This is a genomic window from Streptomyces sp. ST2-7A (genome assembly GCF_021390475.1).
Lineage (GTDB): Bacteria > Actinomycetota > Actinomycetes > Streptomycetales > Streptomycetaceae > Streptomyces.
The window spans coordinates 18,671-31,291 of record NZ_JAJUWS010000059.1 but is presented as its reverse complement, the minus strand read 5'-3'; the positions used below and the strand labels follow the sequence as shown (position 1 = coordinate 31,291).

Sequence of the window (12,621 nt, the reverse complement as noted above, 5' to 3'; positions counted from 1 at the left end):
ACCGGACTGCCCGCCACGCACCCGATCCGCCGGGAACGCCCCGCTTCGCGGGACGCTCCCGAAAACCAGATCAAACCCCTACAAGCCGACCCCAACAGGGTTGACGAAACAGATAGGGGCACCCCCCCGGAGTGTCGCGGCGGGTGGCGCGGAGCGGCGGTGAAGGGGGGAAAGGCGCGTGATCATGACGATGTGCACACGTCCCGTCAGGTGTCGACCCCACAGCTGACGGTAGGTCACGGCCGGTGGGGGTGAAGGAAGTCGGCGCGCCCCTCGCGGCATCCCTTCCGAGGGCTCGGCGGCGTACCCTGGCGCCGATGAACACCACCGATCGCACCCCTGCCGACCTGCTGCGTTCCGCGCTCGCCGGAGACGCCGGGCGCCCCCTCGTGACCTGGTACGACGACACCACCGGCGAACGGGTGGAACTCTCCGCGACCACCCTCGCCAACTGGGTGGCGAAGACCGCCAATCTGCTGCGCGACGATCTCGGCGCGGAGCCCGACGACCGTCTCGCCCTCCTGCTCCCCGTCCACTGGCAGACCGCCGCGTGGTTGCTGGCCTGTGCCTCCACCCGGGTGGTCCCGGTCATCGGCGGTGATCCCGGGGACGCCGATCTGGTGGTGGCCGGCCCCGACCGGTTGGCGGAGGCCCGGGCCTGCCGGGGGGAGCGGGTGGCGCTGAGTCTGCGTCCGTTGGGGGCCCGGTTCCCCGAACCGCCGGAGGGTTTCACGGATTACGCCGTGGCCGTTCCCGGCCAGGGCGATGTCTTCGTGCCGGACGAGGACCCTGAGCCCGACGACGCGGCGCTGGTGATCGACGGCATCGGCTGGACCGCCGGGCAGGTGGTCGAGGAGGCGCGTTTCGAGGCCGCCGAGTTGGGCATCGGCCGGGGCGACCGGGTGCTCTCCCGGCTGGAGTGGAACGACCGCCGGGGGTTGTTCGCCGGGTTCTGGGCGCCACTGGCGGTGGGCGCCTCGGTGGTGCTCTGTCGGCCCGGCGCGGAGATCGACGACGCGACCCTGGGTCGGCGACGGGAGACCGAGCGGGTCACGCACACGGTGGAGTGAGTCGCGGACCGGTACCGGTGTCGGGGCCGGGAACCAGCGGGTGCCCACCCGCTGGTTCCCGGCCTTTCGCGCGAGATGGGGGAGGGCCGGGCCGGCCGGGACGCGATCCCGGTTCGGCGCCGATCCACATCCGGAGGTGTGGAACGGGCGGGACGGGGAAGGCGATCAAGCGGCCCGGTCCCTCCCGGTGGTCCCGACGCGTCACGGTGAACCACGGTGAACTTCCCGCGAAGGCGGTGAACGAGAAGGGACGGGCGGGTGTCATGCCGGTTTCGAACTGTCGCTTATCTTGCTAAAACCTCTCAAATTCCGCGAAAACAATAAACCTCGCACCAGGGGATCGGACCCCCGGATCGACGGTGGAATGCGTCACCGCCATGGCCCGGGAAGGAACCGGGGGGCTAATGTGAGCCGTCTTATTCCCCGTACACATCCAGAAGGGTGCAGGGATTCGTGGACACACAGGGGCGTGGGGGAGTCGACGGTCTCGATGACATCGACCCCGCGGATCAGTGGGTGTTCAACCCCGCGACGGGCGGCTACGAGCTGAACCTGTCCGGGGCGCCGACCCCCCGTGCGACGGTGCCGGCCGTCAGGCCCGGGCCCCGGCCCGGCGCACGGACGGCATCGAGCACCAAAACCCTGCCGCCGCGCCCGCGTCGCCCGGTCGACGACGCCGGAACCGCCGCCGGAACCCGGACCCGGGACCGCCGCCCGACCGGCGCGGGTGACCCTCCCCGGGCCCGTGGAACGGAGCGCCGTGCCGCCGCCGAGCGGCGGCGGGCGCAGAAGGAGCGCCGCCGGAAAGTCCTGATCCGGATCAGCGCTTCCCTGGCCGTACTCATGCTCGTCGGCGCGGGTGCGTCCTGGTATGTCTACAAGCGATTGAACGACAATCTCACCAAGGTCGAGGTTCCGTTCGACAATCCCGTCACCCGCGACGCCCCGGTGAACATCCTGTTCATCGGTACCGATCAGCGCCTGGGCAGCGGTAACGAGGGTTACGGCGACGCCGACAGCGCCGGTCACGCCGACACCACCGTCCTGCTACACGTCTCACAGGACCGCACCCACGCCACCGCGCTCAGCATTCCCCGCGACCTCGTGGTGGACATCCCCGATTGCGAGACCGCTCAGTCCGACGGCAGCGTCCGTACCGTCCCCGGTGCGCAGGGGGTGCGCTTCAACGAGAGCTTCGGCGTCGACGGCCGCGACCCCGGCTGCACCTGGAAGACGGTGGAGCACCTGGTCGGGGTGGAGATCAACCACTTCATGATGGCCGACTTCAACGCGGTCAAGGACCTCTCCACGGCGGTCGGCGGCGTGGAGGTCTGCCTCGCCAAGGACATCGACGACGACAAGTCCCACCTGACCCTGCCCGCCGGCCGCCACGTGGTGGAGGGCGAGCAGGCCCTGGCGTTCGTGCGGACCCGCTCCTCGGTCGGCTTCGGCAGCGACCTGAGCCGCATCGAACTCCAGCAGCAGTTCCTGGCCTCGATGGCCCGTTCGCTGACCTCCGGTGACACCCTGACCAACCCCACCAAGGTCTGGGGCCTGGCCGAGGCGGTCACCAACTCCCTGACCGTGGACTCCGCGATCGGTGACATCCAGGCACTGGTGGCGCTCGCCCAGGACCTCGCCGACGTGCCGGTGAAGGACATCAGCTTCGTCACCGTCCCCGTCGTCGACAATCCGACCGAGGAGGTGGCGGCGACCGTCGTACTCAACGAGGACAAGGCGCTGCCGCTGTTCCGGATGCTCCAGGAGGACCTGTCGCTGACCGATGTCGAGGACGCGGCGAAGGACTCCGGGAACTCCGGGGACGCCCCGGAGAAGGCCGAACCGGTCCCGGCGGCGCAGGTGCGGGTGGACGTCTACAACGGCGGTACCCGGGTCGGGGCGGCGCAGGAGACCCTCGTGTGGTTGCAGAACACCCACGGCATGACCCTGGCGACCAACGCCGGCAACGCGGCCGCCCAACAGGCCACCACCACACTGGAGTATGGTCCTGATCAGGCCGGTCGGGCGGTCACCCTGGCGAAACTGATGGGATTGCCCGGCAGTGCCCTCAAGGAGTCCTCCGCCGATGCCGGGGACAGCCCCATGACCCTGGTGCTCGGCGACGACTTCCGGGGGGCGGGCACACCGATCGAGGTCGAGGCGAAGAAGCCCGCCGACCTCGACAGCGTCACCGCGGACAACGAGGACATCTGCGCCGCATGACGTGGCCGCCCGTTCGGGCGGCCGATCGTTGACCACCATGAGCGGGGGGAAACAGGCGTGCCCAGCGGCATATCCGAGGACGGCGAGGGTCCCCGGGTCAGAACGGCCGAGGAACTCGGCTGGGACGACAGCCTCTACGAGGAGAAGCGACCGGCTTCCGTGCCGCGCCAGGGCGGCCCGGCCCCGGATCCGGAGCCGGCGCGGACTCCCACTCCCGCACGGCGGGGGCGAATACGCGGCCGGGGGGCGACGGGGACGGCCCGGTCGTCCGGCTCGCCGACGCCCTCCGGGAAGCGGGTGGGGAAGCCCGAGGGGAAGCCCGGCGCGACCGGCGGATCCGATCGGCCCGGTGGATCGGGCGGGAACGGGGAACCCGGGAAACCGGACGGGCCCGGGAAGACGAAGGGGACCGGCGGGTCGGGGAGGTCCGCCGGTACCGGGAAGCGGGCAGCGGTCGCCGCCGGGGCCCACCCGGCCATCGAGTCCGCGACGGCCCCCGCGGCGGCCCCCGCGGCGACCGATGACGGCGCGGCGACCCCGGCGGCCGCCGGGGCTCCCGAAGCACCCGGGACATCCGCGGCTCCCGCGAACATCGGGGACGACACCGCGGCCCCGGCGACCACCGCGCGGACCGGATCGGTCGGTGCCGCCGGCGCGCGGCGCGGCACCCGCCCGGGTCCCGGATCGCGCCCCTCCGGCGGCCCCGGCGGCCCCGGCGGCCCCGCCGGGCGACATCCGTCCACCGCCGGAAAGCGACCCCGGCGTCCGCGCTGGGCCCGGGTCCTGATCGCCGGTTCCGCGACCATGGCCCTGCTGGTCGCCGGTCTCGGCGTCGCGACCTGGCTGTACGTGCGGGACCTCAACGACAACATCGACCGCCAGGACCTGCACCTGGGCGAGCACCGGCTGGAGAAGCCGCCGCCCAACGCCGACGGTCAAACCCCCCTGAACATCCTGCTGGTCGGCTCCGACGCCCGGGACTCCGAGGAGAACCTCCGCCTGGGCGGTGCCCGGCACACCGCCGACGGCCCACCGATCGCGGATGTCCAGATGCTGCTGCACATCTCCGCCGACCGCAGCAACATGACGGTGATCAGCGTCCCCCGCGACACCCGGGTGACCATCCCGGCGTGCACCGACCCGGCCACCGGTGAGCAGTACCCCACCGTCGAGTCGGACACCATCAACCACTCCCTCCAGCGCGGCGGCCCCGGCTGCACCGTGGCCACCTGGGAGGAGCTGACCGGTATCCCGATCGACCACTTCATGATGGTGGACTTCGCGGGCGTGGTGTCGATGGCGGACGCGGTGGGCGGCGTGCCGGTGTGCGTGGACGCCAACGTCCATGACCCCAAGTCCGGACTGCGGCTGTCGGCGGGGGAGAGCGTCATCCGGGGCGAGCAGGCCCTGCAGTGGCTGCGCACCCGCTACGGGTTCGAGGACGGCAGCGACATCGGGCGGACCCGTGGCCAGCACGTGTACCTCGGTTCCATGGTGCGGGAGTTGCAGGCGGGTGCGCGATTGACCGACCCCGGCAAGCTCAACGCGCTGGCCAACGCCGCCACCCGCGCGTTGACGGTCGATCAGGAACTGGGCAGCGTCACCCGGCTCTACGAGTTGGGCGAGGACCTGCGGCGGGTCCCGACCGAGCGGATCAACATGATCACCATGCCCTGGATCCCCGACCCGATGAACCCCTCGGCGCACGTGGTGCCCGAGCCGGGCGCGGCCGAGGAACTGTTCGCGCTGGTGCGCGAGGACGTGGCCCTGGACGACCGCGACGGCGACTCCGTCGTCGATCCCGAGGACGCCGCCGGGACCGGTACGGACGGGGAACCCTCGGCGAACCCGACCACCGCGCCCCGGGAGACCCTGCCGCTGGCGGTGCGCAACGGCACCGGCTCGGTGACCATGCCCCCGGTCAACGGTCGGGCGACCGAACTGGTCGAGGTGCTACGGGAGGCGGGCTTCGCGCTGGCCGTCGTGGACGAGCGTCCGATCTCCCAGGCCGACACCGCCCTCAGCTACCCCACCGACGACCGGCGCGCCGACGCGCTGGCCATCGCGGAGGAGCTGGGGCTGCCCATGCGGTCGGTGCGGATCTCGCCGAGCGTCGAGGCGATCACCCTGGTGATCGGCACGGACTGGCGGGAGGGCGGGAGCTATCCCGTCCCGGTGGACGACCCGGAGATCGGCGAGCCCAACGAGTTGGACAGCTCGCAGGCGTTGAGCGCGGACGACGACGGCACCTGCATGACGGTGAACCCGCGCGCCGTCTGGTGAGCCCGGTCACGGGGTGGGGGTCCGGGGCTCCGGACCCCCACCCCGTGACCGGCCGGTCGGCGACCCCGGCTCAGAGCACGGCGGGTCGGCGCCCCGCGCGCACCCGCTCGGCCAGTTCCCGGGGGCTGGTCAGGAAGCCCCACCCCCAGGACATGTGCATGGTCGTCAGGGCGACCGGGATCCGCAGCCGGGCCCCGAACGGCAGGCCGCGCCCGGCGGGAACCGACCCGGCGGTGACGGCGGCGAGGTACCCGCCCGGCACGACGAGGGCCCAGGCCGCCACACCCGTCCCGAGCGCCGGACCGAGGACGCCCGCCGCCAGCCCGGCGGCGATCGCCACCACGGCGGCCGGCGGGGCGAGATAGCGGAGGTTGATCGAGCCCGCGTGGTACCGGGCCACCACCCGGCGCCACCTGCCGTAGTCCCGGTACTGACGGGCCAGCGCGCGCACGGTCGGCCGGGGCCGGTAGGAGACGAGCAGCTCGGGGGAGAACCAGATCAGGCCGCCGGCCTCCCGGATGCGGTAGTTCAGCTCCCAGTCCTGGGCGCGGATGAACTCCTCGTTGTAGCCGTCCTGCCGCTCCAGCACCTCGCGTCGGAAGACCCCGAGGTAGACGGTCTCGGCGGGGCCGGCGCCGCCGCCGGTGTGGAAGGCGGCGTTGCCGACGCCGATCCGGGAGGTCATCGCGGCGGCGACGGCCCGCTCCCAGTCGTTCTCCCCCTCGGCGTGCATGATGCCGCCGACGTTGGCCGCGCCGGTCTCGCCCAGCAGACGGACGGCGGTGGCGATGTAGTCCGGGGAGAGCATCCCGTGGCCGTCGACGCGGACCACCACCGGGTGGCGGGAGGCCCTGATGGCGGCGTTCAGCGCGGCGGGGGTGCGGCCGGTGGGGTTGGGGACGGTGACCACCCGGCAGCGCGGGTGGCCGGCCGTTTCGGCCACCAGCTCGGCGGCGATCGCGTCGGTGCGGTCGGTGGACGGCCCCAGGGCGATGACCACTTCCAGTTCGCCGGGGTACTCCTGGCGCAGGATGTGCTCGACGGCCTCGCGCAGGTGCCGTTCCTCGTTGAGGACCGGCATGATCACGGACACCGGCGGGGTGTCGGCGGTCGAACGGTTGTCGGCCGGCGCGGGCGTCGTCTCCGGGCGCTCGGTCGGATGATTGCTGCTCACCGGCCCACGGTATCGCGGGCGCGCCGGCCGCCCTTCGCCCGGACGGGTGATGCCGGAAGGGCCTCGGGGCACGTCGGATGTGTCGCGCATTTCATCCGATTAATGTGATGTGCCCGGAGACACCCCGATGTGGTGTCGTGATGCGGGGCCCCGACAACCCCCGGGGGTTCCCGGGGCCGGGGCCCGCCCGTTCCACCCCTCGCCATCGCCCACCGGTACCGTCCCGCCGTTCCCACCCACCGGCGTCCACCGCCGGTCCCCGCCCACCCGACGAACGCGGAGGCGCCCATGCCCGCCCCGGCCGACCGTCCCCGCCCCGGTGGCGCCCGCACCCCGCCCCCACGCCGCGCCGCCTCCCGCCCGGGGGCCGCCGCGCGGCACCCGGGCCCCCGTCCCCCCACGGGCCCGCCCCCCGGCCGATCCCCTCGGAGCCGGCCGACCCCCGGCCGCCCGAGGTGGGGACTGCGCCTCGCCGCCGCCCTCTCCGGCCTCGTCCTCCTCACCGGCGGTGTCGGCCACGCGGTGGTCACCGGCGTGGAGGGAGGCGTCGAACGGGTCGAGGCCATCCCCCACGGCGACGGCCGCCCGGCAGGCGGCCCCGGCCTCAACGTCCTGCTCATCGGCAGCGACAGCCGCGCGGGTCTCACCGACGACGAACGCCGCCGGTATCGCCTCGGCGGTGAGCCCTGCCACTGCGCCGACACCATCATGCTCCTGCACCTCTCCGAGGACCGGGACCGGGCGAGCGTGATCAGCCTCCCCCGCGACTCGCGCGCCGAACTGGCGGCCCACACCCTTCCCGGCACCACCGAGCGCCACGCACCCCACGAGGCGAAACTCAACGCCGCCCTCTCGCACGGTGGTCCGCAACTGATGGTCCGCACCGTCGAGCGGATGACCGGTGTGCGGGTTGACCACTACCTGGAAGTGGGCTTCGTCGGCTTCATGCGCGCGGTCGACGAGATCGGCGGTGTGGACGTGTGCACCGCCCGTCCGCTGAGCGACCCCCGGTCGGGCCTGGACCTGCCCGCCGGTACCAGCACCCTCAACGGCGGCCAGGCGCTCTCCTACGTCCGGGCCCGGGAGATCGACGCCACCGCCGACTTCGGCCGCATCCAGCGCCAACAGCGCTTCGTGGCCGCGCTCGCCCACCGGGTGGCCGACGCCGAGGTGCTGCTCGACCCCGCCGTCCTGCGACGCACCGTCGGCCACCTGCTGGACTCGGTGCGGGCCGACCCGGGGCTGGGTGTCCCCGAGATGCTGGACATCGCCCGCACGCTGCGCGGCGTGGACGCCGGAGTCGTCGAGTTCGCCTCCGTGCCCGTCGGACCACTCGGCGGCCCTGCCCTGGAGTGGGACGAGGAGGCGGCCGGCCGACTGTTCACCGCCGTCCGGGAGGACCGGCCGCTGGTTCCGGAGGGGGAGGGCCACCGGGACGGCGGGGTCGTGCCCGTGGACATCGCCCCGCAGCAGATCCGGGTCCGGGTGGAGGACGCGGGCGGCCGCGAGGGCATGGCCGCCCGCGCCGACCGGGAACTGTCCGCCACCGGGTTCCTCACCGCCGGCGTCCCGGAGGACGCTCCCGGCGGTTCGGCGGACGGGGAGGGCGCGGGCGGTGCGGGCGGCGCGGGTGATCGACACCACCGCACCACGATCACCCATGCCCCCGACCGCCGGGCGGAGGCGGCGGCCCTGGCCGCCGCCGTGCCGGGAGCGCACCTGCGTGAGGACCCGGACGCGGGCGCGGAGTTGCTGCTCACCCTCGGCGAGGACTTCGACGGGGTGCGGTGGGTGCGGGACGGTCGGCAACCGGTGAGCGGGGCCGAGTCCCGACCGGTGGAGAAGGCGGGGACTTCGAACGCGGCCGAGGAGTCGGACACGGCGGACACCGGCATCGTCGCGACCCGAGCCGACCGGATCGGCTGTGCCTGATCCGATCGGCCCCTCCGGCGATCCGGACCGGCCGACGGGTGCCCCGCCCCGGCCGCCGCTCCGCCGGAGGGGGGCCGACGGAGCGGTCCCCGGCTCCCCGGGGCGGGAGCCCCGGCCGGGGACCGCGAGGCGTGGTGGTGTCGGTGTCCCAACCCGTGTGTTGGCACCCGTGTGTTGACAGCGGTGAGCCGATCGCCGGCCTCGGGGAGGGGACTCCCCCGATGTCACCGGCCGAGGTGTCCGGCCCCCGGCGCGGCCGGGGTACCCGCGTGTCGGTGGGTGTCTTTTCCGGAGCGGGCCGGCCGGTGGGCCGATCGCCGGGCCCGTGCGGGGGAGTGTGCCCGAGCGCCGGTCGAGGTGTCCGGCCCCCGGCGCGGCCGGGATACCAACGAGCCGGTGGCCGGCGGCCCGTCATCCGGGGCCGCCGGGGCGCTGGTCACGGCGACCGGTCGAGGGCGGGGAACCGTCATGCCGGGGCGGCCTCCCGGGGGCGGCCCGGTGTGACGGTCAGCGGACGGTCACGAACTCCTCGACCGGGCGCGGCGGCCGGGGCCGGGGCGCGGCGGCCGGGTGGCCGATCGCCACCGCCCCCATCGGGTCCCACTCCGCCGGCAGCTCCAGGACCTCCCGGACCACCGGCCGGCAGAACATCGTCGAGGAGACCCACGCCGACCCCAGCCCCTCACCGGCCAGGGCCACCAGGAAGTTCTGCACCCCGGCCCCGGTCGCGACGACGAACATCTCCCGTTCGGCGGCCGACCGCCGCTCGTCGGGGTACCGGTGCGCGCCGTCGGCGACCAGGCAGGGCACGGCGAGAAAGGGCGCGCGGCGCAGCACGTCACCGCGCCGGATCCGCCGCTCGATCGCCTCCGGTGAGCGGCCGTCGGCCCGCAGGTCGGCGATCCACGCCTCGCGCATCGCGTCCAGCAGCTTCTCCCGCGCCGCCGGCGACTCCAGCAGCACGAACCGCCACGGGGTGGTGTGGTGGGGAGCGGGCGCCGTCAGGGCGGCGGCCACCGCCCGGCGGACCGCGGCCGGGTCCACCGGCGGCTCGGCGGCGAACTCGCGGACCGTGCGGCGCAGGGTCACCGCCTCGCGCACCGCCTCGGAGGTGCCCAGGCGGAACATGTCCCGTGCCGGGTCCCGGATCAGGTCGCGGGCGGAGGGCTCCGGCGGGGCTTCGTCGGCGGTGCCGGGGTCGGGGGCTCCGGAGGTCCGGCCGGCGTCGACGGCGCTCCCGGTGGTGTTCCCCCCGGCGTTCCCGGCGTTCCCGACCGCCGGCACGTGTTCGGCCAGCCCCCGGATCACGGCCACCGGCCGCCCCTCGACCTTTCCCTTGACCAGCTCGCCGGCGCCGGCGAGCTCGTCGGCGATCGCGGTGACCGTCACGCCCAGCGGATTGCCGTGGGTGTCGGTCCCGCCGCGCAGGTCGTCCACCACGCGTACCCCGGCGGCGCCGATCGCCACATCGGTCTGCCCCTCCCGCCAGGGCCGACCGAAGGTGTCGCTGACGACGACCCCGACCTCGACACCCAGCCGTTCGCGCAGCCCGTCACGGATCCTCCGCGCCGAGGCGTCCGGATCCACGGGCAGCAACAGCACCGTTCCCGGCGGGGTGTTGGAAGCGTCCACGCCGGCGGCGGCCATCACGAAACCGTGCCGGGACTCCACGATGCGGGCGGCGCCGCGCCGGGCCACCACCCGGACCGTCTCGGCGTCCACGGACGCCTCCCGATCCTCGGCCCGCACCACCCTGCCCTCCGCCTTGCTGATGATCTTGGAGGTCACCACCAGCACGTCCCCGTCCTCGGGACGCGGCTGCCCGGCGGCGGTCAGGGCGGCGGTGATCAGCTCCGCCGGGTCGTCGCCGGGTCGCACCTCGGGGATGCCGGGCGGTGCCCATACGCGGTACTCCGTCGCGCGGCTCACGCGCGCACCTCCTCGGCGAGCGCCAGCGCCTCGCGGGCCATCGCGGCGGTGGCCTCCTCGTCGGTCATCAGCAACGGGACGGCTCGGCAGCGCACCCCGCCCGCCTCGATCTCCGGGACCGCGTCCGCGTCGACGGTGTCCACCAGCCAGCCGTCCAGCAGTCCGGCGCCGTAGTGCGCCGCGACGCCCGGGGCGGTGGCGGGAACGCCGATGGCGGCCAATACCCGGTCGGCCATGCCGCGCACCGGAGCCCCGCCGATGACGGGGGAGAGGCCGACCACGGGGGCGCCGGCGTCGGCCACCGCCTCCCGGATGCCGGGCACGGCCAGGATGCTGCCGATGCTCACCACCGGGTTGGAGGGTGGGAAGACGATCACATCGGCTTTCCCCAGGGCCTCCAGCACGCCGGGGGCGGGAGTCGCGCGGTCCGCGCCCACCGGAACCACCGCGCGGGCCGGCACGGCGGCGCGCATCCGCACCCAGTACTCCTGGAAGTGCACCGCGCGCCGGCGCACCGAGTCCTCGCCCGCGCCCTCCCCCTCGGCGGGCGCGCCGGTGTCCACCGGTCCGCCGGTCTCCCCGGTTTCCTCGGGGTCGTCGATGAGGATGTGCGTCTCGACGCGGTCGTCGCTCATCGGCAGCAGTCGCACGCCCGGGTTCCAGCGGGCGCACAGCGCCTCGGTGACGGCGCTGAGCGGGTAGCCGGCGGCGAGCATCCGGGTGCGCACGATGTGGGTGGCCACGTCCCGGTCGCCGAGCCCGAACCAGTCGGGCCCCACTCCGTAGGCGGCCAACTCCTCCTTCACGGCGAAGGTCTCACCGGCGCGGCCCCACCCCTGTTCCTCGTGGATGCCGCCGCCCAGGGTGTACATGACGGTGTCGAGGTCCGGGCAGATCTTGAGCCCGAAGAGGTGGATGTCGTCGCCTGTGTTGCCGATGACGGTGATCTCCGCCTCCGGCGCGGCCCGCTTGAGACCGCGCAGGAAACGGGCCCCGCCGATGCCGCCGGCCGGTACCACGATGCGCTGCATGGGCCCAGTCTGTCAGTCGCCGCGTCAGCAGGTACCGGGGCCCGTGGGGATCGGTGCCCCGCCGGCCGGCCCGAACGCGCGTCCGACCGGTGGGTGGTGGGTCGGGGAAGTCTCCGTGCGGGCGGGGTCCGCCGGCAGCATCGGCATCTCGGTGAGGCCGGGGAAGTACACGTGCAGGCTGACGGCGGGCTCGAGGGTGTCGTTGGACACCTCGTGCGGGCTGCCCGGCGCGATCAGGTGCAGGGCTCCCGGCACCGTGAGTCGACCGCCGGTACCGGCCGGACCGGTCCGCTCGGTGAGCGCGCCGCGCAGGACGGTCCACACGCCGCTGGACGCCCCGTGGGCGTGGCGACCGCTGCCCTGGCCCGGCAGCCAGCCGAGGAGCCACACCTCGTGGCCGGGGCCGGCGTCCAGTCGGTGGTACCAGCGGCTCACCGGGTCGTAGCGGACCAGGGGTTCCCAGCGGGCCCGGTCGCGTGCGGTGCGGCGGGCGAGGGCGACGAAATCGGCCACCGCCGAGGGGTGCGCGGGGGCCGGGGGCATCAGGTGCGGCACCTGACCGGCGTCACCGGCGATCTCGTTGTCGTTGTTCATCGGGCGACGCTCACGTGCGGGACCATCCGGATGTTCGGCAACTCTCGTGGCTCTCGGGCGGTCTCCCGCCACCCCGGTGGATCCGGCGTGCGGTGGGGCGTTCGGGAGGGAGGGGCGGGCGGGGCGGGTCCAGGGTACGGGGATTCCGGCACGGTGCGGGCGTGATGACGTCTGCCGTCCGCATGCCGGAACGCTTTGTGGACACGGCTCCTCGGTACCGGGGTCGGTGCCCCGCTGACCACCGACTTCGGGCCGTCCCCCGTCAAGAAAGCCCCTGAGTGGGAAGGTCGTCAACCTTTCGTGGCGTTTGGCCGGTTTCCTTCACCGGATCGGGTGCCGTTGAAAGTTGAGAGGTTTATGGCTTCGGTGAGCGGACAGGTGCCGC

General features: G+C 74.0%; 8 protein-coding genes. 4 read left to right on the top strand and 4 right to left on the bottom strand.

Translation table 11 applies throughout. The annotated features are described in order from the left end of the window. The first annotated feature begins 317 nt into the window (after positions 1-317). From LZF96_RS24885 to LZF96_RS24875, 3 genes are all read left to right on the top strand, one after another. Complete coding sequence (locus LZF96_RS24885) at positions 318-1,070, top strand: TIGR03089 family protein (protein ID WP_233876860.1); 753 nt, start codon at positions 318-320, stop codon at positions 1,068-1,070. Positions 1,071-1,523: 453 nt separating this feature from the next. Then, positions 1,524-3,293, top strand: coding sequence for an LCP family protein (locus LZF96_RS24880; protein ID WP_233876858.1), 1,770 nt, complete (start codon positions 1,524-1,526; stop codon positions 3,291-3,293). 804 nt (positions 3,294-4,097) lie between these two features. Beyond that, complete coding sequence (locus tag LZF96_RS24875; protein WP_233876856.1) at positions 4,098-5,576, top strand: LCP family protein; 1,479 nt, start codon at positions 4,098-4,100, stop codon at positions 5,574-5,576. 70 nt (positions 5,577-5,646) lie between these two features. Here LZF96_RS24875 and LZF96_RS24870 read toward each other — a convergent pair whose 3' ends face one another. Further along, a complete protein-coding gene (locus LZF96_RS24870; RefSeq protein WP_308294286.1) occupies positions 5,647-6,669 on the bottom strand; it encodes a glycosyltransferase family 2 protein in 1,023 nt (340 codons plus the stop codon). 615 nt (positions 6,670-7,284) lie between these two features. Between LZF96_RS24870 and LZF96_RS24865 the strand changes: the two genes are divergently transcribed. Further along, the gene (locus tag LZF96_RS24865) at positions 7,285-8,682 is read left to right on the top strand and encodes an LCP family protein (protein WP_233876854.1); all 1,398 of its coding nucleotides are present in this window, start codon (positions 7,285-7,287) and stop codon (positions 8,680-8,682) included. Between the two features lie 507 nt (positions 8,683-9,189). On the opposite strand, the gene LZF96_RS24860 is transcribed toward LZF96_RS24865, so the two are convergent. Genes LZF96_RS24860 through LZF96_RS24850 form a run of 3 tightly spaced genes read right to left on the bottom strand, consistent with a single transcriptional unit; the run spans position 9,190 to position 12,236 of the window. Further along, positions 9,190-10,611 carry a coenzyme F420-0:L-glutamate ligase gene (locus LZF96_RS24860; RefSeq protein ID WP_233876852.1) on the bottom strand — a complete coding sequence of 474 codons (1,422 nt, stop codon included), beginning with the start codon at positions 10,609-10,611 and terminating at the stop codon, positions 9,190-9,192. After that, on the bottom strand, positions 10,608-11,642 hold the full coding sequence (locus tag LZF96_RS24855) for a 2-phospho-L-lactate transferase (RefSeq protein WP_233876850.1): 1,035 nt from the start codon (positions 11,640-11,642) through the stop codon (positions 10,608-10,610). The genes LZF96_RS24860 and LZF96_RS24855 overlap by 4 nt, the downstream gene beginning before the upstream one ends. A 24-nt stretch (positions 11,643-11,666) precedes the next feature. Beyond that, positions 11,667-12,236, bottom strand: a complete 570-nt coding sequence (locus tag LZF96_RS24850; RefSeq protein ID WP_233876848.1) for a cysteine dioxygenase family protein — start codon at positions 12,234-12,236, stop codon at positions 11,667-11,669. Positions 12,237-12,621 lie beyond the last annotated feature (385 nt).